This is a genomic window from Bradyrhizobium mercantei (assembly GCF_001982635.1).
GTDB classification, from domain to species: Bacteria; Pseudomonadota; Alphaproteobacteria; order Rhizobiales; family Xanthobacteraceae; genus Bradyrhizobium; species Bradyrhizobium mercantei.
This window is the reverse complement of sequence record NZ_MKFI01000004.1, coordinates 899,401-918,469: the sequence shown is the minus strand read 5'-3', so window position 1 is coordinate 918,469 and position 19,069 is coordinate 899,401. Positions and strand designations below refer to the sequence as shown.

At 65.0% G+C, this 19,069-nt stretch carries 16 protein-coding genes; 8 read left to right on the top strand and 8 right to left on the bottom strand.

All coding sequences use genetic code 11. The annotated features are described in order from the left end of the window. The first annotated feature begins 29 nt into the window (after positions 1-29). A complete protein-coding gene (serA, locus tag BI327_RS22230; RefSeq protein WP_076862882.1) occupies positions 30-1,280 on the top strand; it encodes a phosphoglycerate dehydrogenase in 1,251 nt (416 codons plus the stop codon). A gap of 9 nt (positions 1,281-1,289) precedes the next feature. Here serA and BI327_RS22225 read toward each other — a convergent pair whose 3' ends face one another. Beyond that, positions 1,290-2,726, bottom strand: a complete 1,437-nt coding sequence (locus BI327_RS22225; RefSeq protein ID WP_076862880.1) for a helix-turn-helix domain-containing protein — start codon at positions 2,724-2,726, stop codon at positions 1,290-1,292. Positions 2,727-2,870: 144 nt separating this feature from the next. On the opposite strand from BI327_RS22225, the gene BI327_RS22220 reads away from it, so the two are divergent. Beyond that, positions 2,871-4,508 carry an isocitrate lyase gene (locus tag BI327_RS22220; protein WP_076862878.1) on the top strand — a complete coding sequence of 546 codons (1,638 nt, stop codon included), beginning with the start codon at positions 2,871-2,873 and terminating at the stop codon, positions 4,506-4,508. A 222-nt stretch (positions 4,509-4,730) separates the two neighbouring features. Beyond that, positions 4,731-5,258 (top strand): DUF4269 domain-containing protein, encoded by a 528-nt coding sequence (locus BI327_RS22215; RefSeq protein ID WP_076862876.1) that lies wholly within the window; start codon positions 4,731-4,733, stop codon positions 5,256-5,258. A gap of 18 nt (positions 5,259-5,276) precedes the next feature. Here BI327_RS22215 and BI327_RS22210 read toward each other — a convergent pair whose 3' ends face one another. From BI327_RS22210 to BI327_RS22180, 7 genes are all read right to left on the bottom strand, one after another. Then, on the bottom strand, positions 5,277-6,491 hold the full coding sequence (locus BI327_RS22210) for a PepSY-associated TM helix domain-containing protein (RefSeq protein ID WP_076862874.1): 1,215 nt from the start codon (positions 6,489-6,491) through the stop codon (positions 5,277-5,279). Then, positions 6,484-7,509 carry an extracellular solute-binding protein gene (locus tag BI327_RS22205; protein WP_076862871.1) on the bottom strand — a complete coding sequence of 342 codons (1,026 nt, stop codon included), beginning with the start codon at positions 7,507-7,509 and terminating at the stop codon, positions 6,484-6,486. Before BI327_RS22205 ends, BI327_RS22210 begins: the two co-directional genes overlap by 8 nt. 1 nt (position 7,510) lies before the next feature. Further along, positions 7,511-9,850: a TonB-dependent siderophore receptor gene (locus BI327_RS22200; protein WP_076862870.1), complete on the bottom strand. Its 2,340-nt coding sequence runs from the start codon at positions 9,848-9,850 to the stop codon at positions 7,511-7,513. 153 nt (positions 9,851-10,003) lie between these two features. Continuing rightward, positions 10,004-10,237: a hypothetical protein gene (locus BI327_RS42415; protein ID WP_159450484.1), complete on the bottom strand. Its 234-nt coding sequence runs from the start codon at positions 10,235-10,237 to the stop codon at positions 10,004-10,006. A gap of 211 nt (positions 10,238-10,448) precedes the next feature. After that, entirely contained in the window at positions 10,449-11,372 is a 924-nt protein-coding gene (locus tag BI327_RS22190) for an acyl-CoA thioesterase (protein WP_083742187.1), read from the bottom strand. Positions 11,373-11,377: 5 nt separating this feature from the next. Beyond that, on the bottom strand, positions 11,378-12,493 hold the full coding sequence (locus BI327_RS22185; RefSeq protein ID WP_076862868.1) for a hypothetical protein: 1,116 nt from the start codon (positions 12,491-12,493) through the stop codon (positions 11,378-11,380). 49 nt (positions 12,494-12,542) lie between these two features. Further along, positions 12,543-13,790 carry an ABC transporter substrate-binding protein gene (locus BI327_RS22180; protein ID WP_076862866.1) on the bottom strand — a complete coding sequence of 416 codons (1,248 nt, stop codon included), beginning with the start codon at positions 13,788-13,790 and terminating at the stop codon, positions 12,543-12,545. 202 nt (positions 13,791-13,992) lie between these two features. Between BI327_RS22180 and BI327_RS22175 the strand changes: the two genes are divergently transcribed. The 5 genes from BI327_RS22175 (at position 13,993) to BI327_RS22155 (ending at position 19,067) form a co-directional block, all read left to right on the top strand. After that, positions 13,993-15,546, top strand: a complete 1,554-nt coding sequence (locus BI327_RS22175; RefSeq protein ID WP_076862864.1) for an acyl-CoA synthetase — start codon at positions 13,993-13,995, stop codon at positions 15,544-15,546. Beyond that, positions 15,516-16,616: a phosphotransferase family protein gene (locus BI327_RS22170; RefSeq protein ID WP_159450483.1), complete on the top strand. Its 1,101-nt coding sequence runs from the start codon at positions 15,516-15,518 to the stop codon at positions 16,614-16,616. The genes BI327_RS22175 and BI327_RS22170 overlap by 31 nt, the downstream gene beginning before the upstream one ends. Further along, complete coding sequence (locus BI327_RS22165; protein WP_076862860.1) at positions 16,613-17,122, top strand: hypothetical protein; 510 nt, start codon at positions 16,613-16,615, stop codon at positions 17,120-17,122. Before BI327_RS22170 ends, BI327_RS22165 begins: the two co-directional genes overlap by 4 nt. A 188-nt stretch (positions 17,123-17,310) precedes the next feature. Then, positions 17,311-18,570, top strand: coding sequence for an aromatic ring-hydroxylating oxygenase subunit alpha (locus BI327_RS22160; RefSeq protein ID WP_076862858.1), 1,260 nt, complete (start codon positions 17,311-17,313; stop codon positions 18,568-18,570). Beyond that, the gene (locus BI327_RS22155; RefSeq protein WP_038387409.1) at positions 18,570-19,067 is read left to right on the top strand and encodes an aromatic-ring-hydroxylating dioxygenase subunit beta; all 498 of its coding nucleotides are present in this window, start codon (positions 18,570-18,572) and stop codon (positions 19,065-19,067) included. The genes BI327_RS22160 and BI327_RS22155 overlap by 1 nt, the downstream gene beginning before the upstream one ends. Positions 19,068-19,069: the final 2 nt, after the last annotated feature.

Genomic DNA, 19,069 nt, shown 5'->3' with positions numbered 1-19,069 from the left:
CCCGAGCCTGCGAAATCCGGATCTCGAAGATGTTGTCGCTTCCCAAGACCAAAATACGCGTGCTGCTGCTCGAGGGCGTGAACGATTCCGCGGTCCGGATGTTCGAGGCGAACGGTTATACCGAGCTGCAACGTCTGCCCAAGGCGCTGGGACCGAAAGAGCTCAGGGAAGCGCTGTCGGGCATCCACATGCTGGGAATCCGGTCGCGGACCCAGTTGACCGCGGAAATCCTCGAGGCCGCCGACCGGTTGCTCGTTGTCGGCTGCTTTTCGGTCGGCACCAATCAGGTCGATCTCGACGCCGCGCGAAAGCTCGGGATCCCCGTGTTCAACGCGCCATACTCCAACACGCGCAGCGTGGCGGAGCTGACCATCGCCGAGATCGTGATGCTGTTCCGCCGGATCTTTCCGCGGTCGGTTTCCGCGCATGCCGGCGGCTGGGACAAGTCCGCCGATGGCAGCCGCGAGGTGCGCGGCAAGACGCTCGGTATCGTCGGCTATGGCAACATCGGCTCGCAGCTGTCGAACCTCGCGGAAGCGATGGGCATGCGCGTGATCTATTTTGATCACACCGACAAGCTGCGTCACGGCAATACCGAGCCGGTCGATACGCTCGACGAGCTGCTCGCGGCCAGCGACGTCGTATCGCTGCATGTACCGGAGACGCCGGCCACCGCTAACATGATTGGCGCAGCCCAACTCCAGCAGATGAAGCGTGATGCCTATCTGATCAACAATTCACGCGGCACCGTGGTCGATCTCGATGCGCTGGCGAGCGCCTTGCGTGAGGGCCGGCTGGCGGGTGCCGCGGTCGACGTGTTTCCGGTCGAGCCGGTGTCGAACGAGGCGCGCTTTGTCTCGCCGCTGCAGGGCCTCCCCAACGTCATCCTCACGCCGCATGTCGGCGGTTCGACGGAAGAAGCGCAGGATCGCATCGGCGGCGAAGTGGCGCGCAAGCTGATCGATTATTCCGATGTCGGGTCGACCTTCGGTGCGGTGAATTTTCCGCAGGTGCAATTGCCGGCGCGACCGACCGGCACCCGCTTCATCCATGTTCACCGCAACGTTCCCGGCGTCATGCGTCAGGTCAACGACGCGGTCTCCCGGCACGGCATCAATATCCTGGCGCAGTATCTGCAGACCGATCCGGAAGTCGGCTATGTCGTGCTCGAGACCGATGTGGTCGGCGGCGAGGGCGAGGGGCTGCTGGCGGATCTCAGAGCCATTGACGGCACGATCCGCGTGCGGGTGCTGTATGACGCGAGCCGCCCGCAGGGCTGATCGACCGCGTCAGTCGGCCGAGAAGCCGAACGGGACGCTCGAGGTCCTGAAATCGTCGGGAAGAATCTCGCGCCCGATCGGAGGGGCCGACCGCGCCGCGCATCTCGGCCGATGGCAGACCCGGCAGGCGACGCCGATCGGCGTCGGCTCGTCCGCGTTCGGTCCCTGTCCGTCGCGGGTGTAGATCAACTGGCCCGCGTGCTCGGCGGCGCAGCCGATCGCGATCGCGCGCTCGACACGGATGGCGCCGAACGCGCCGCCGCCGGCGGTCACGGTGCGGGCGATAGAGAAGAACCGCTGCCCGTCGGGCAATTCCAGCCATTGCGTGACGATCTGGCGCGGCGTCTTGAAGATGTCGTGGACCGACCACAGCGGGCACGCGCCGCCATGCTTTGCAAACGGGAAGCCGGCACCGTCGAGCAGCTTGGAGATGTTGCCGGCGGGATCGACGCGGATCAGGAAGAACGGGACCTTCTCGAGACCCGGCCTTTGCAGGGTCGTGACGCGGTGCGCGGTCTGCTCGAAGCTGGTGCCGAATTGACGCGCCAGCGCCTCCAGATCGTAGCGGCGTGCCTCGACCGCTTTCGCAAACACGGAGTAAGGCATGATGAGCGCAGCGGCGGCGTAGGCGGCCAATGCGCGGCGCGCCAGCAGCTCGGCGCTCTTGCTGGTGAACTTGCCATCTTCCACCGCCGCGCTGATCTCGCCTTCCAGTTCCAGATAGGCGAGTTGCTTGGCGAGCTGGAAATTGAGGCCTGCGGTATCGAGCGAGTCCTCGAGCAGCAGCTGCCTGCGATGCAGGTCCAGTCGCCTGACCGAACCGAGCATCACGTTCGGCGGCAGATAGCGGACCTGGAGCTTGTGGCGCTCGCGAAGCCGCTCGATAAATCCGGCTGGTCCGGCCGGTTCATGGACGAGGCGCTCGGCGGCATCGTCGAGATTGGCGAAATTGTTGCGGCGTGCGGCGAGAAATCGCCGGACTTCCGCGACGGGATCGTTGGCGTCGAAGTTCTCACCCGGCAGCAAGGCGGCGCCCGCCAGATCGGGCGCCCGTCGTTCCGCAAGCGCCAATTGCTCTTCGCGATAGGCGGTGTAGAGGCGCAGGAACGCCTCGGTCATGCCGGGATAGCTGACCGCGAGATCGCTGACCTCGAGCGTGGGGATGTCGATGTCGGCAAACATCGGCTCCTTCAGCACGGACTGCATGCGGGCGGTATGATCGGCGCCGCCGTCGCCGGCGAGATCGGCCAGATCGATCTTGTAGGTGCGGGCGAGCCGAAGCAGCATGTCGGCCGTCACCGGCCGCTGATTGCGTTCCAGCAGCGCGACATAGGGGGCCGAGATTTCGAGATCCGCGGCCATATCGGCCTGGGTCAGCCCGAGATCCCGCCGCAGCCGGCGCAGGCGCGGACCCATGAAAACGGAACGAGCGCTTGAGGTTACCATCACCTCATCCAATCTTTGTAATGTTCTTACAACAATACAACGGTTTCTTGTAAGTTATGACAAGTTTTCCGCGCCAGGTCTAGCTCCCGGCGAGACTGGGCTTACAAAAGAACCAGTTATTTCGTCACCGAAGGGATCACGGACATGAACTTCCAACCGCGCGGGATCAGCGACCGGGCCATCCAGGGACCGGCTTCGTATCAGAGCGAGATTGAGGCGGCCGAAGCGCTGCTCAAGACCAAGGACACTTGGAACGGCGTCACCGCCGAAGCCGTGGCGCGCATGCGCCTGCAGAACCGCTTCAAGACCGGTCTGGACGTCGCCCGCTACACGGCTGCGCTGATGCGCGCCGACATGGCCGCCTACGACGCCGACAGCACGAAGTACACCCAGTCGCTCGGCTGCTGGCACGGCTTCATCGCCCAGCAGAAGCTGATCTCGGTCAAGAAGCACTTCGGCAATACCGATCGCCGCTATCTGTATCTCTCCGGCTGGATGATCGCGGCGCTGCGCTCCGAGTTCGGCCCGCTGCCCGACCAGTCGATGCACGAGAAGACCTCGGTGCCGGCGCTGATCGAGGAGCTCTACACCTTCCTGCGTCAGGCAGATTCGCGTGAGCTCAACGACATCTTCCGTGCGCTCGATGCGGCCCGCAAGGAAGGCGACCAGGCCAAGGAAAAGGCGCTGATCGAGAAGATCGACAACTTCCAGACCCACGTCGTGCCGGTCATCGCCGACATCGACGCCGGCTTCGGCAACGCGGAGGCGACCTATCTGCTCGCCAAGAAGATGATCGAGGCGGGCGCCTGCGCGCTGCAGATCGAGAACCAGGTCTCCGACGAGAAGCAGTGCGGCCATCAGGACGGCAAGGTCACCGTGCCGCATGAGGTGTTCATCGCGAAGATCCGCGCCTGCCGCCATGCGTTCCTCGAGCTCGGCGTCGAGGACGGCATCATCGTGACGCGTACCGACTCGCTCGGCGCCGGCCTGACCCAGCAGATTGCCGTCAGCCACAAGCCCGGCGACCTCGGTGACCAGTACAACAGCTTCCTCGATTGCGAGGAAGTGACGGCTGCCAATGCGCGCAATGGCGACGTCATCATCAACCAGAACGGCAAGATGATGCGTCCGAAGCGGCTGCCCAGCAACCTCTACCAGTTCCGTCCCGGCACCGGTGCGGATCGCTGCGTGCTCGACTGCATCACCTCGCTGCAGAACGGCGCCGACCTGCTGTGGATCGAGACCGAGAAGCCGCATATCGAGCAGATCGCCTCGATGGTCGATCGCATCCGCAAGGTCATTCCGAACGCCAAGCTCGCCTACAACAACTCGCCGTCGTTCAACTGGACGATCAACTTCCGTTGGCAGGTCTACGACGCGATGAAGGAAGCCGGCCAGGATGTCAGCAAGTACAACCGTGCCGAGCTGATGAAGCCGGAATACGACGAGACGCCGCTGGCGATCGAGGCCGACGAGCGGATCCGGACTTTCCAGGCGGATTCGGCCAAGCGCGCCGGCATCTTCCACCATCTGATCACGCTGCCGACCTATCACACGGCGGCGCTGTCGACCGACAATCTCGCGAAGGAGTATTTCGGCGAGCAGGGCATGCTTGGCTACGTCAAGAACGTGCAGCGCGCGGAAATCCGTCAGGGCATCGCCTGCGCCAAGCATCAGAACATGGCGGGCTCCGACATCGGCGACGACCACAAGGAATACTTCGCCGGTGAGGCCGCCCTCAAGGCGGGCGGCGCCCACAACACGATGAACCAGTTCGGCTAGTCGATCGGACAGGTCATTCCGACTATCGGCTGGATGGGCTGGCGCGCGAGCAGCCTTGCCTGTCCGCCGGCTTCGCGGGGCGATTTTCGACCACGGTGACGTGGTCGAAATCGCCCCGCGATTTTTGCAAGGGTGCTTTCCACCAGGCTTCCGCCCGCTCGGAGAGGCTCACGCATCCCACGCGCGCATGGTATTGCGTCGTTGTGATCTCGAGGGCATGCGATGACTGTCGGGCACTACGCATCCGCCGTCACCAGCTCTGCCGTGCTGGAGCGGCTCGGACAGTTCGATCCCCGCATCGTCGGAACGTTGCCGCTCGGCCTTGCGGTGCCCGGCAGCGACATCGATATCGTCTGCCATGCACCCGACCCGAACGCTTTCGCGGACATCGTTTGGACCCACTATCAATCGGCCGATGACTTCGCCCTCTACCGATGGACTTCGCCACCGCAGCCGGTGATTGCCCGCTTTGTGTGGGATGGCTGGCCGTTCGAACTGTTCGGCGATCGGCAGCCGGTGGAGCAGCAGCGGGGCTGGATCCATTTCGAGGTCGAGCGAAGGCTGCTTGCGCTGGATGACGGACGGCTGCGGCGAGCCGTCGGAAGCTTAAGGGCGGGCGGCCTCAAGACCGAACCTGCGTTCGCCGCCGCGCTCGAAATTTCCGGCGATCCCTATCGGGGATTGCTCGAGCTTGCTGTTGAAACGGACGCCGAGTTGCGCGCCCGGCTCGCGGCGTGCGATCCGGGCTGATCGCAGGCTTTGCGAATTTCATTCGCCCGGAACGAGGTGGGCCACCGGCGGCCGCGCCAGCCGCCGATGCCTGCGGCGGGACAGATAGAGCAGCAGGCCGGTTACGGCGAACAGCGGCATCATGGCGGCGGCCAGCATGAAGGCGAGCTTGCCGGGCCATCCCAGGATGGCGCCGCGGTGGATGTCGAGCACGCCGGCAAGAACGCGTTCGCCGAACGTCTTGTCCGCGTAGCGATCGGCCGCGATGACGCGTCCGGTGACGGCGTCGATACGGAACTCGTCACGCACGCTCTCGAGCGATGAATCCCGCGGCCATGACCGCACGCGCACGGTCGTGCCGGCGCCGGCCGGCAGGGTCAGGAGGGCCCGTCCGTAGCTGCCGTTCTCCTGCTGGAGGTACGTTGACCAGACGTGATCGAAGGCAAGCGGCTTGGCTTCAGACTTCGCATCAACCTTGGCTTCGCCCTTGCTCTCGGCCCCCGTCTCGCCGCGCGGCGGCTTTGCTGGCATCGCCGCGGCGGTGGCCTGAGGCCGCGCGAACAGCCAGTTGGCGCCGGCCTTGTACCATTCGAACGAATACCACAGCCCGGTCAGCGTCATCACCAGATAGACCGGCAGCACCCAGGTGCCGATCACGGCATGCAGCGAGCGATACAGGCCGCGCCCGCGCAGGCCCAGATTGGGCTTCAGCCACATCTTCACGCTGCGCGCGCGATGCGGCCAGCGCAGCACGAGGCCTGATATCAGCATCACGATCAGGCAGATCGCCGCTGACCCGGTGATCTTGCGGCCGATGCCGTTGCCGTCGCCTGGCAACAGCAACCAGCGATGCAGCTTGCGGACGGTGGCGAAAAAATCCTCGCCGCGCGGCGAGCCGAGCACGTGCCCGTCATAGGGGTCGACATAGACCGAGGACGGCCGTGAGCCGCCTTCGCTGCGGGCAAAGCGGACGCGCGTCGCGGCCGATGGATCACTGGCCATTGCCACGGCCGAGACCTTGCCGAAGTCACCCGCCGCCTGAAGCCGAGCGACCAGTTCGTCCGGCGTCAGCCGCCGCGTTGCGCTGGCATCGACGCGCATGATGTGGCTGTTCAGGCTGGCCTCGATCTCGTCCTCGAAGGCCATCGTCGCGCCGGTGAGGCCGACCACGGCCCAGAGCAGCGCCAGCGCAAGACCAGCAATGGAGTGGACCTGCAACAGCGCGGCCTTGATCGGGCGTCTGAGATCACTCATCGAATCCGGCCTTTCGGATCAGGGCGATTGCGGCTGTTTGATGTGCGGCGATCTCGTCGACGGGCAGCGGATCGGCTGGGAACGATCCGATCCCCTCCACGATCGGAGCCCGCTTCGCCGTCGCGAGCACGGGATATTCCAGCTCGGCGGCGGCAAAGATCGTCTGGGCTTCCGGCGTGACAAGGAATTCGAGCAACGCGCGTGCGGCTGCCGGATGCGGGGCGTGGCGGGCGATCGCCGCGCCGGTCAGGTTGACGTGGCTGCCGCCGCCCGCGAATGTGGCCGGCACCGCCTTCACGGCATCCGCCGCTGCGCGCCAGTCGCTGCCTTCGCGGCCGTCGCGCAGTTGTGCGAGCGCGACCGTGTTGCCGATCCCGATCTCGCAGCGTCCTTCCGCGATCTCGCGGACCACGTCGTTGTCCTTGCCCGCCGGCTTGTGGGCGAGGTTGTCCTTCACGCCAGCGAGCCAGGTCTGCGTCGCATCCGTTCCGTGATGGGCGAGGTAGGCCGCGATCAGCGCGACGTTGTTCTGGTGCGCGGCCGGCCGCATGCACAGTTTGCCGCGCCATTTGGGATCGGCGAGCTCCTCATAGCCGAACGCGGTGAGCGGACTGTCCTTGCGTGCGAACACCACGCGCGGACGTACCGCGAGCGCGATCCACTGGCCGCTTTTGCCGCGCAGGTTCGCCGGCACTGCCTGCTCGAGCGCCGGGGATGCAAGCGCCTGCGTCAACCCGCGCAATGCAAGCTGGGTCGTCTTGTCGAGGCCGATGGTGAGCAGGACATCCGCGGGCGAATGGTCGCCTTCCGACGTCAGGCGCTTGACCAGGCTGTCTTCGACAAAGACGGCCTTGACCTTGATGCCGCTCGCCGCCGTGAAGGCCGCAACGACAGGCTCGACCAGATTGGCGCCCCGTGTGGAGTAAAGCGTGAGCTCGTCGGCCCGGACCGCGGCGCACGCGATAGTGGTCGCGGCGAGCGCGGCCAGCAGTCCAATCGCTGTGCGCGCCGCGCCCATGCTAGAATTTCACCGTCGCCGAGAGCGAGAAGCGCCGTGCGTCGCCCATCGCCACGGCCAGATTGCTGACGGCCGAGGGATAGTAGACGGTATCGAACAGGTTCTTGACGTTGAACTGGTAGATCACCGGCAACGTCTCGACCTTGGTCTCGTAGGTCGCAAACACGTCCGCGACCGTGTAGGACGGCAGCACGAAGCTGTTGGCGGCATCGCCAGGACGGTCGCCGACATAGCGTGCGCCGCCGCCGAGCCGAAGCCGGCCGGGCAGGGTCGTGCCGAAATCATAGACGAGGTAGAGCGAGGCCGTATTCAGGGCGACGTTCTGCAGTTGCTTGCCGGCGTAGGTCGGATCCTCGGTCACCCGCGCGTCGGTGTAGCCGTAGCTGCCGATCACGCTCCAATTGTCAGTCAGCCTGCCGGTGACGTCGAACTCGGCGCCGCGTGAGCGCACCTTGCCGGCCGTCGTGTACACGTTGAGGCCGCTGGAGGTGTCGAGCGTGCTCACCAGCACGTTGCGCTTCTCGATGTCGTAGACCGCGACCGTGCCGGAGAGCCGCTTGTTGAGATCGAATTTGAGGCCGGCCTCGTACTGGGTGCCTTCCTCGGGCGCGATGTTGGAGCCGAGCACGACGCCGCCGCCATTGCTCAGGGGCGCGATCGTCGAATTCGGCTTCAGAGACTGGGTGAAGCTCGCATAGAGCGAGACCTGGTCGGTGAGCTTGAAGATGGCGCCGCCGAGCGGCAGCACCTTGTCGGCCGACACGTTGGTGTTGGTGATGAACGGCCGGCCCTTGCCGGCGAGCTGGTCGTAATCCATGTATCGCACGCCGCCGACCAGCGCAAAGCGCTCGGTCAAATGCAGCGTGTCCTGGAAGAACAGTGACCATTGGCCGAGCTTGTCGGTCTGGGCGCTGTCGGCGGCGGACACCGTGGTCCCCGGCGTGATCAGCCCATAGACAGGATTGTAGAAGTTGAAGCTCGGCGTCGACTGCCGGATCAGATTATCGCGGTAGATCGTCCGATACTGGCCGTCGCCGCCGAACAGCACCTCGTTGCGGAAACCGCCGAGCCAGACGTTGCCCTGTAGATAGGAGGTGCCGTAGCTCGCATTGCTGAGCGAGCCCCATGTGCCGTCATTGCTGCGGGTCTCGACGCCGGTCTTGGCGTTGATGCCGGTGATGCGGAGCTGATTGGCGCTGAACGTCTCGGTGTTGTAGCTGTAGGCCGCGAACAGCTTCCAGTCCTGGTTCAGGCGGTGCTCGACCGAGGCCTGCATCAGGTCGGAGGTTCCCCACATGTTGTTGAAGGGCTCGTCGAGCCGGCGTGTCGCGGGGATCTTAAGCGGCGCCTTGGTCGCGGGATCGAACGCGGTGCCGCGGTCGAACGGCGAGATGAATTCGCGGTGCTCGTAATTGATCTGGACGGTGGTGTTCTCGCCGTACCAGGCCAGCGACGGCGCGACCAGCATCTCGCGATGACGCCCGAAATTGCGCCAGTAATCCTCGCTGACGCCATAGCCGATGAAGCGGTAGGCGAGGCCGCGATCGCCGATCGGGCCGGTGATGTCGATGGTGCCGTCGGCGCCGCTCTTGTTATTGGCGTAGGTCGAGCCGAGCAGGGTCACGGAGCCGTGCTGATAGAGTTCGGGGCGCTTGCTGATCGTGTTGACGATGCCGCCGGGATCCATGATGCCGTAGAGCAGCGAGGCCGGGCCCTTCAGCACCTCGACGCTTTCGACTGACGCGTTGAGGCTGCGGCCCTGCACCAGCGGCATGCCGTTGCGCATGATCGAGCCGTCACGGTTGTCGCCGAAGCCCCGGCGCATCACCGCGTCCTGGGTGCCGGCCAGCGTGTTGGCCTGGGTGACGCCGCTGACATTGGCCAGCGCATCGTCGAGATTGCGCGGCAGCTGATCCTTCAACACCTGCTCGGGCACGATGTTGACCGATTGCGAGGTATCGAGCGGCGAGGCGCCGCTGCGCAGCGTGGTCGAGCTCGGCATCGCGCGATAGTGCAGCTTGGCTTCGTTCAGCACGGCGGCGGCCGCAGCTGCGCGCTCCGACGCCGTCGGCGGCGCAGGCTGGGCATTGCGGCTGCGCGGCCGTGCCGCGGCAGCCGCCCGGGTTCGCTGTGCGGATCTCGCCGCAGCGGCTGCCGGCTTGCGCTTCTGCGACGGTTGGTCGACCGAAACAGGCGGCAGCGGGACGCTCGATTGGGCGTTTGCCGGCGTCACCGCGGAGGAGACATCGGCGAGCAGGAAGGCTGCGCCGATCAGCAGGTGGGTGCGGCCCTTGTCGGCGGCATTTCGACGATCGCCGACAAGGCGGCCATCAGCATTCACAGGCACTCGTGGACTTCCGATTCACGCGAACTCATTCACGCCGCGCCTCTAGCAGTCGGCGCGCGCAAAAAGAACCGGAGCAGACTTGAATCTCTCTAACCGGATTGGATTTGAATCATTCTAAGACGCGATGGGGCTCGCGCGCGATGTGCCCTAGGACATCGCCAGACTGACCGGCGCCGAGCCGACCATTCCGGTGCTCACGCCGTCGCGCGCCATCGATTCGATCTCGCCCCAGTTCTCGCGAAAGATTCGCGCCGCCTCGTTGGCGCTTTCGGCCTGGATCGTCAGACTGCACGCGCGTCTCGTGCCATTGCTGGCGAGCTGGAAGTAGAGGACATATCCAGACGACTCCGCACTCCGTGCGGCCAGCGGTGCCTGCTGCATGTAGGTTTTCCCCATAGTGTTCTTGTTGCGCCACCCGCGAACAGGATTTGACAGGGATGCGGCGCCTTCGTGATTCAAAACGCACAATCTGCGCGATTGCGCGTTTTTGTCTGACGGTGTTGCCGGGATTCAACAGACGGTGGAACCGGCGCGGCGCATCGACTGCAACCCGGCTGCGATCACCGCGCGCACTCAACTGTCGCGGCGTGGCTTACGCGTCGCCGTCGGGATGCGCCATCAGGGTTTCCTGGATCGATGTCGCGAGCATCGACCCATTGCGGTCATGGACGCGGGCGATCGACAGCCCACGGCCGCCATCGGCGCACGGGCTCTCGGTGTCGACGTGCATCCAGGCGTCAGGCGAAAATGCGCGGTGAAACCAGATGCAATGGTTGAGGCTCGACAGATAGAGCGGCGCCCGTGACTGCAAATCGCGGAGATGGCCGCCGACGCTGGAGAAGTTGAGCCACCAGTCCGAGAGATAGGCGAACACCGCGGCCTGTGCGCGGGAACCAGCGCCAAGCGGCCGCCGGCATCTGATCCAGAAGCGCAAGCGCGGCTCCGCCGTCGCGGCGGAGAGCTGGCGTTCGATCTCGGGGATCCGAAAATCCATGCTGGGCTTGATGTGCTGCGAGTAGGGGCCGAGCGGCCGCAACTGCGCCATCAGCGCGTCGGGGATCATCGAGAGATCGGGCAGGCTTTCGGGATCCTCCGATCGTGCGAACGGTGCGGCGTGCCGCGGGCCCGGCTGTGGCGCACAGAACGTGGCCTGCGCGCTCAGGACCGTCTGGTCGCCCTGCCGGCCTACGACATGGCGAGAGGAGAACCGCTTGCCGTCCTGCAGGACCCGTGCGTCGAACGTGATGCGCCGGGTCGGATCGGCGCCGCGCAGGAACAACAGCTGCAGCATCTCCGCCGGGCGATCTTGGGGCGCACTGAGCGTCGCCGCCATCATGGCCTGGCCGAGGATCTGGCCGCCATAGGAACGGCCGTTGAGGTTGCCGTCGCCGAAGCGGCTGCGATAGCGGAGCGGGGCGATGGTCTCGAGCGAGACCAGCGCCTCGGCCGCCCGGTTGTCCCAGTGATCGCACCTGGCTTCGTTACTCTCCGGGACGCGGATGCCTTGTCCGTCCATCCCGATCACATCGCCGGGAATTTCTGCGGCCCCGGATAGCGCGGATAGCCGGCGGCGACGCCATACTCGCTGATGCCAAATCCGCTCTCGTTGCCGCTCTCGAGCCGGACAACATGGTCCGACAGCGTTCGTGCGATGGCGCGGGTCGCGACGTCGTCCAGGTTCCAGACGTCGTGCGCGGCATGGTTTTCGCCGCGGTCGTCGCCGTGGGTCCAGCCTTGCAGCCCGCCATACATGCCGGCCTTGAGATAAAACCGTATCGGCAATCCCTGCATCCTGACGTGGCGCGGCTCGCCGCGATCGAAGGCGAAGGTGAAATCGGCCACGGCGATGGTCTGGCCGAGCGGATCATCGGCCCAGTCGATTGTGTGCTCGACCGAGGTCACCTCGCGGTGCGACACCGATCCATCGGCCTCGCGGCGGAACTCGGTGCCCGAGAGATAATGCGGCTTGCCGGGCGTCCGCTCCTTGATGAAGATCGACAGCGCCGACGTTTCGAACTGGAACATCGACCAGGTCCAGAAGAAATTGCGATGGGTTGCAACCGGCGGGCGCGTCTCGTCGGTGCGCATCTCCGAGCGCAGGCCCCAGGAGCGGTCGCGCTGTCCCCACCACAGTTCGGGTTCGATCACGTAGCGCTTGCCGTCGGCGACGATCCAGCCGCGCCAGCGGCCGAATTGCGAGACACGCGCCAGATCCTCCTCGACGACGCCGTTGCGCTCGCGGAAGTTCTGCTTCTCCTGCGCCGCCGGAAAGCTCGCCTTGAATTCGAGCGCGAAGCTGATTCCGGACGGATTGTCGGCGAGCGAGATCCTGTGCAGGCCCATGCCCTCGACGATCTCGATCCTGAGTCCACCGACCTCCGTCTCCAGCGGGCGCGTTCCGAGCCGCCGCGAGGCGCGGAAATTATGTTGGCGGCGGCCGATCGTGATGCCGGCAAAGCCGTCCATCACGTTGCGGTTCGGATAATAGCCGAGCCCGATGTCGATCAAGAGTTCGCTGCCGTCGATCGGATGCGCGGTGTACCAGTAGCGCTCGGTGAACCTGACATCACCGCCGCCTGCCTTGGCAAATGGCTGCGGCGTCTGGTGGCCGATGAGATCGTCCTGGGCTGTCAGCATTGTTCTTGTCCTTGATGTTTGAGCCTCGGTCCTTCGATGTGCGGTGTGGTCAGTTCTTGGCCGCTTCCTTGGCTGCTTCCTTGGCCGTTCCCACGCCGACGATGTCGCCGAACAGCACCCAGGTCTTGCCGTCGAAGCGGGCGAAGCGGCGTTCGGTGATCGCCGCGTAATCCTGCGGCGTGGTCTGGATCGTGATACCCGGCAGCAGCATCGGCAGCTCGATGCCGCTGAGATTTGTGGCCTGCTTCAGCACGTTCTCCCGGGTGAGATTGTCGCCGCAGCGTTGCAGGATGATCGCACCGAGCTGCGCCGTGGTGTAGCCGGTCACCGCGATCACGTCGTTCGGGTCCATGCCCGGCATGTATTTCGCGGCAAAGGCGAGATAGTCGGTCATGCCCTTGTCGTTGGTCCAGGCCGGATCGTTCGGCGTCTTGTAGCTTGTCGTGGTCAGGATGCCGGTCGAGGCTTCGATTCCCGCGGGCACCAGCACGCCGGCGATCGAATTGGCGGTCGAGCCGAGGAAGATCAGCGGCTTCCATCCGAGCTCGTGGATCTTGCGGATCGCCATCGAGGCGAACTTGTTCTGCGCCGCGATCAGGATGGTATCGGCGCCCGACGCCTTCAGGTTCACGATCTGGGAGTCGATCGTCGGCTCGGTCGATTGATACATCGCCTCCTTGACGATCATCGTATCGGCTTTCGCGCCCAGCCCTTCCTTCAGGCCAAGGACAAAATCCTTGCCGATGTCGTCGGCCTGCAAGAGCACGCCGATCTTGGCGTCGGGCTTCTCGCGCAGGACATAGCGGGCGATGATCCGGGACTCGTTGACGTAGGTCGGCGAGTAGGGCGTCGTCCAGGGAAACTGCTTCGGGTCGTTCCAGCGCGTGCCGCCGCTCTGCACCAGCAGTTGCGGGACGCCGTTGCTGTTGAGGTACTTCTGGATCGCGGCGTTGGTCGGCGTGCCGAACGGCGCCATGATCGCGAGCACCTTGTCGTTCTCGACCAGCGCGCGCGTCACCTCGACGGTCTTGGGCGGGCTATAGGCGTCGTCGCGGGTCAGGAAGTTGATGTGGCGGCCGTTGATGCCGCCTTTTTCGTTCAGCATCGCGAAATAGGCGAGCATGGTCTTCGGGAAGCTCGCATAGATCGACGCCGGACCGCTGTAGGGCGCATTGGCGCCGAGGATGATCTCGGTGTCGCTGACCCCGGGACCATAGGCCTTCTGGGCATTCGCTGGTCCGAACGCGCCTGACAGCGCGAACGCCCACACCGCAAGCGTGACGATTGGCTTCCGCATCTTCCCCTCCCATGACGCCCTCTTTTGCGGGGCTGGTTGATCCCGGCGGCGGTGCCTTCAAGGGCTTTACCCGTCGCGTCGGTCGTGCAATAATAGACCGTCTGTCCGGATTATCAACTGGAATCTCCGGGCAGCGTATCGGCTGCACGCATGACGGAAACATCCGCAGGCGGCCGCGGCCGCGTGGCGACGAGGAGGAAACATGAAGCTGACGCAGGCGCTCATCTCGGCGGTGCAGTTGCGCAAGGATTCACCGGGCACCATCCATGCCGGACGGTCGCGGAGCTGGAAGGAGATCGGCCGGCGCGTCGCCTGTGCTGCGGGCGGGCTGCGGCGGCTCGGCATCGAGCCCGGCGATCGGGTCGCGATCCTCGCGCACAACAGCGATCTCTATATCGAGGCGCTCTATGCCATCGCCTGGGCCGGCGCGGTCGCGGTGCCGCTCAACACGCGCTGGGCGGTCGCCGAAAACGCCTATGCGATCGACGATTCCACGCCGAAGCTGCTGCTGGTCGACAAGGCCTTTGCCGAGATTGGATCCGCGCTGCGCGGCGCAAAATCACTCACCGCGATGGTCCATCTGGATGAGGGGCGGGCTCCCGACGGCATGCGGAGCTATGACGAGCTCGTTGCGCACGCCCCGGTCGAGGATGCGTCCGGCGCCTATAACGATCTCGCCGGGATCTTCTACACCGGCGGCACCACCGGCTTCCCCAAGGGAGTGATGCTGTCGCACGCCAACATCATCTATGAATCGCTGGTGTGGATCTATGCGCTGCGCTTCCGCGAGGACACCAGGTATCTGCACTCGGCCGGCATGTTCCATCTGGCCGGCACCTCGCCGATGATTGCGCTGACCCTGGTCGGCGGCACCCATGTCACGATCCCGAAATTCGAGCCTGAGCTCGCGATGCGGACCATCGCCGAGCATAAGGTGGATTACTGCTTGTTCGTGCCGACCATGCTCAACATGATGCTCAATCATCCGTCCTTCGGGGCGTATGATCTGAGCAGCGTCAGGGATTGCGAGTATGGCGCTTCGCCGATGCCGGATGCACTGCTGGTCAAGCTGATGCGCGTGCTGCCGAGCTGGCGCTTCCACCAGGGCTACGGAATGACCGAAAGCGCGGCGCTGGCGACGATCTTGCCGTGGGAATATCACGTGCTGGAAGGACCGCTGGCGAGCAAGCGCAAATCGGCCGGCCGGGCAGCGCCGGGCGTCGAGATCCGCATCGTCGATTCCGCGGGCAACGAGGTGCCGCGCGGCACGGTCGGCGAGATTGCGATCCGCGGCGCCGGCGTGATGCTCGGCTACTGGCGCAAGCCGGAGGAAAGCGCGCGGGTGCTGCGCAACGGCTGGCTGCACACCGGTGACGGCGCCTGGATGGATGAGGACGGCTTCGTCTATATCGTCGACCGCCTGAAGGACATGATCGTCTCCGGCGGCGAGAACGTCTATTCCGGCGAGGTGGAGAACGCCATCTTCCAGCACGAGCACGTCAAGGAGTGCGCCGTCATCGCGGTGCCCGATCCGCAATGGGGCGAGGCAGTGCATGCGATCGTGGTGCCGAAGGACGGCGCGCGGCTCGATTCCGACATGGTGATCGCGCATTGCCGCACCCTGATCGCGGGCTACAAATGCCCGCGCTCGGTCGATATCCGGCTCGAGCCGTTGCCGCTGACCGGCTCCGGCAAGATCATGAAGTCGGCGCTGCGCGAGGAGAAGTGGCAGGGTTATACGAGGTCGGTGAATTGATGCTGGAGGCTGCCCAACGATCCGATGATGTGACAGCTGCCGCGCCGGTGCCGACCCGCCCCGTCGTGGTGAATGACGATGCGGTGCGGACGGCGCTCGCGCTGCATCTGTCGCGGATATCCGGAAGCGGGACCGAGATCACGAGCTTCGGCCGCAAATCGTCGGGCTTCTCCTGGATCACCTACGCCTTCGTCGCGCGCTCCGCCGCCGATGGAGAGCGCAAGTTGATCCTGCGCGTGGGACCGCCGAACGGGTTGTTTGCGCCTTACTCGGTGCTGCCGCAGGTCTTTGCGTTGCAAGCATTGGCTGGAAGCGGTGTTCCGGTTCCGGCGCTGGTCTCTTCTGAGCAGGATGGCGCCGAGATCGGCTTTCCTTTCTTCATCTGCGAGCACATCGAGGGCGACGTTCCCGCGCCCTGGGCGGCGAGCGAGCTCGATCCGGACCACAAGCGTGCCATCGCCCGGCAGTTCGTCGAGATCCTTGCGTCGCTGCACCGGATCGATCCGGACGCAACGCCGTTCGTATCGCTGCAGCGGGGCGACGAGCGCGCTGAGGTGCAGGCGATCGCCGGCTGGCGCGCCTCGCTGGCGCGTCCGACCGCGCGCTATTATCCGCTGCTCGATTGGGGCGGACGCTGGCTCCACGACAACTGCCCGCAGCCGTCGCGCCGCACCATCGTGCATGGCGATTACCGGATCGGCAATTTCATCGAGCACGAGGGGCGGATCACCGCCATCCTCGATTGGGAGCTGACCCATCTCGGCGATCCCCGTGAGGATCTGGCCTGGGCGATGATGCCGACCTTCAATGCCAGGAGCCGCAAGCTCTACGGCGTGCTCGAGCGCGCCGAGGTGATCGACCTTTATCAGAACGCCTCCGGCATTGCGGTTTCGGACAAGAGCCTCGCATTCTACGAGGCCTATGCGCTGTATCAGGCGGCAGCGATCCAGATGTGCGCGGTGCGCGCCTTCGAGGTCGATCGCTTCAACGACATGCGGCTTGCGGTGATGGCAAGCCAGATGCCCTCGATCGTGCGGGCCTTTGAGCGCGCATTGGAGGCCGCAGCATGAGTGCATCCTTCGAGCGCCTGATCGACGGTATCATCGATGCCCTGCAAAGCCATGTCGTGCCGCACAGCAACGACGATTTCGTCCGCGGGCAGGTATTTTCAGCGATCTACGCCCTGAACGGCTTGAAGCTCGCCGCCGACTGGAAGGCCGGGCCGCTGCTCGAGCAGGTGCGTTTGCAGGACGACGCTTTCGCGGCCGTGACGCGGTTGGCCGATGGCATGATTCATCCAGAGATTCCCATAACGCCCCGCGTTCAGGGCAACATGTCGAACGCTGCCGCGATCGAGGCGGTGCGCGACGCCGGCGACCGGCGGCTCGGAGAGCTTCTGCTCTGGGCGAGCGGCGAGGCCGCGCGGGCCGCCAACCGCGATGCCGCGACGGAGATCGAGCGACTGCTGCGACGGGCAATCTGCGACCAGCTCAAGATCGAGCTCGCGACGACGCCGAAGTCGATGCTGCAGCAGATCGCAGGCGGCGAACGCGACGGCGGCGCGGCGCAGGGCTGAAGCGTTGCGCCGCTGACCACCGGGAATTGCATCGTTGCGCGCTGTTCCGCGGATCAGCGCCGCCTTCGTAAAGAAGGCTTGCCGGCCCAGGTCGCCCATGCTATTAATTCACCGAACGGTCGTTCGGATTATTATTTGAGGCCGATAACGACAAGCCGTGGCGAGCGGCCGGCGAGGGAGACGGAGCGATGAACATGATGACCGGCGTCCCGCCATGGGAGCGGTTGATCCGGCCCGACCGGGTGCACGGATCGCTCTACACCGATCCCGGTATCTTCGAAGCCGAGCTCAAGAACATCTGGTACCGGACCTGGGTCTATGTCGGCCATGAGAGCGAGGTGCCGAATGCCAACGACTACGTCGTCAAGTCGATCGGCCCGCAATCCGTGATCATGACGCGCGACGAGCAGGGCAAGGTCAATCTCTTGCTCAACCGCTGCTCGCATCGCGGCAACCAGGTCTGCTCCTTTGAGCGCGGCAATGCGCGCTCATTCACCTGTCCGTTCCACTCCTGGACCTTTGCCAATGACGGCCGCCTGGTCGGCTATGCCTTCCCTGACGGTTACGAGGGGCAGGACAAGGCGCAGCTCGCGCTCGGGCGGGTGACGCGCGTCGAGTCCTATCGGGGCTTCGTGTTCGGCTCGTTCGCGGCCGATGGCCCGACCCTGAAGGAGCATCTCGGCGGTGCCGCCGAAACCATCGATCGCCTGGTGCGCACCTCGCCGGAGGGCGAGGTCGAGATCACGGCGGGCTTCCTCAAGCACCGCGTCAAGGCGAACTGGAAGTTCATCCTGGAGAACGAGTGCGACGGCTATCATCCGGCCTTCGTGCACACCTCGATCTTCGGCGTCGCCGACAGCATGATCGGCAAGCTCTACGGCGGTGCCTCGAGCGCGCTGACGCGCGACTACGGCAATGGCCATACCGAGATCGACCTGCGGCCCGAGTTCCGCAAGCGCGCTGCGCCGATGAGCTGGTTCGGCACCAGCGAGGAGCGGCTGCCGGACTATACCGCGCGGATGAAGACGACCTATGGCGACACCGCGGCGCGCGAGATCATGATCGACGGCACGCCGCATGTGATGATCTTCCCGAACCTGTTCATCGCCGAGATCCAGATGTTCGTGATCCAGCCGCTCGGCGTCGACGACAGCGTGCAGCACGTCACCGCGCTGCAATTCAAGGGCGCGCCCGATCTGAACCGCAGGCTGCGGCAGCAGACCATGGGCTCGGTCGGCCCGGCCGGCTTCCTGCTCGCGGACGATTCCGAAATGTACGAGCGCTGCCACCGTGGCGTGCAGGCGCGCAATCCGGAATGGATCTTCCTCGGCCGCGGCGAGAAGCGTCAGCGGCAGGACGAGCTCGGCTTCACGGTCGGCCACGTCACCGACGAGGTGCCGTCGCGCGGCATCTGGACCCATTATCGCAAGCTGATGGAGCCGGTCTGATGCTGTCGCGCGAGAGCAGCGCCACCTTGATGAGCGCCATCACCGCCTTCCTTTACCGCGAGGCGCGGTTGCAGGACGAGCATCAATACGAGGCCTGGGAAAAGCTCTGGACCGACGACGGCGTCTATTGGGTGCCGGCCAACGGCGCCGACATCGATCCGGAGCGGCAGATGTCGATCATCTACGACAACCGCTCGCGGATCGCGCTGCGCGTCCGCCAGCTGATGACCGGCAAGCACTTCACCCAGACGCCGCAGTCGAACCTGCGCCGGCTGATCTCCAACATCGAATTGATGGACGAGCAGCCGGATGACGGCGACATCGCGGTCGCCAGCAACAGCCTGATTTTCGAGTCGAGCCTGCGCGACGACACGCTATGGGCGGCGCGCAATGAATACCGGCTGCGCCATGTCGATGGCGAATTGCGGATGGCTGCCAAGAAGGTCATCCTCGTCAACAACGACAAGGCGATCTACACACTGTCATTCCTGGTCTAGGG

Coding starts and splice junctions, on each gene's coding strand:
- BI327_RS22215 (WP_076862876.1), top strand. CDS start 4,731: ATGACTGTCGGGCACTACGCATCCGCCGTCACCAGCTCTGCCGTGCTG.
- BI327_RS22175 (WP_076862864.1), top strand. CDS start 13,993: ATGAAGCTGACGCAGGCGCTCATCTCGGCGGTGCAGTTGCGCAAGGAT.
- BI327_RS42415 (WP_159450484.1), bottom strand. CDS start 10,237: ATGCAGCAGGCACCGCTGGCCGCACGGAGTGCGGAGTCGTCTGGATAT.
- BI327_RS22205 (WP_076862871.1), bottom strand. CDS start 7,509: ATGGGCGCGGCGCGCACAGCGATTGGACTGCTGGCCGCGCTCGCCGCG.
- BI327_RS22160 (WP_076862858.1), top strand. CDS start 17,311: ATGAACATGATGACCGGCGTCCCGCCATGGGAGCGGTTGATCCGGCCC.
- BI327_RS22165 (WP_076862860.1), top strand. CDS start 16,613: ATGAGTGCATCCTTCGAGCGCCTGATCGACGGTATCATCGATGCCCTG.
- BI327_RS22225 (WP_076862880.1), bottom strand. CDS start 2,726: ATGGTAACCTCAAGCGCTCGTTCCGTTTTCATGGGTCCGCGCCTGCGC.
- BI327_RS22210 (WP_076862874.1), bottom strand. CDS start 6,491: ATGAGTGATCTCAGACGCCCGATCAAGGCCGCGCTGTTGCAGGTCCAC.
- BI327_RS22190 (WP_083742187.1), bottom strand. CDS start 11,372: ATGGACGGACAAGGCATCCGCGTCCCGGAGAGTAACGAAGCCAGGTGC.
- BI327_RS22220 (WP_076862878.1), top strand. CDS start 2,871: ATGAACTTCCAACCGCGCGGGATCAGCGACCGGGCCATCCAGGGACCG.
- BI327_RS22185 (WP_076862868.1), bottom strand. CDS start 12,493: ATGCTGACAGCCCAGGACGATCTCATCGGCCACCAGACGCCGCAGCCA.
- BI327_RS22155 (WP_038387409.1), top strand. CDS start 18,570: ATGCTGTCGCGCGAGAGCAGCGCCACCTTGATGAGCGCCATCACCGCC.
- BI327_RS22180 (WP_076862866.1), bottom strand. CDS start 13,790: ATGCGGAAGCCAATCGTCACGCTTGCGGTGTGGGCGTTCGCGCTGTCA.
- serA (WP_076862882.1), top strand. CDS start 30: ATGTTGTCGCTTCCCAAGACCAAAATACGCGTGCTGCTGCTCGAGGGC.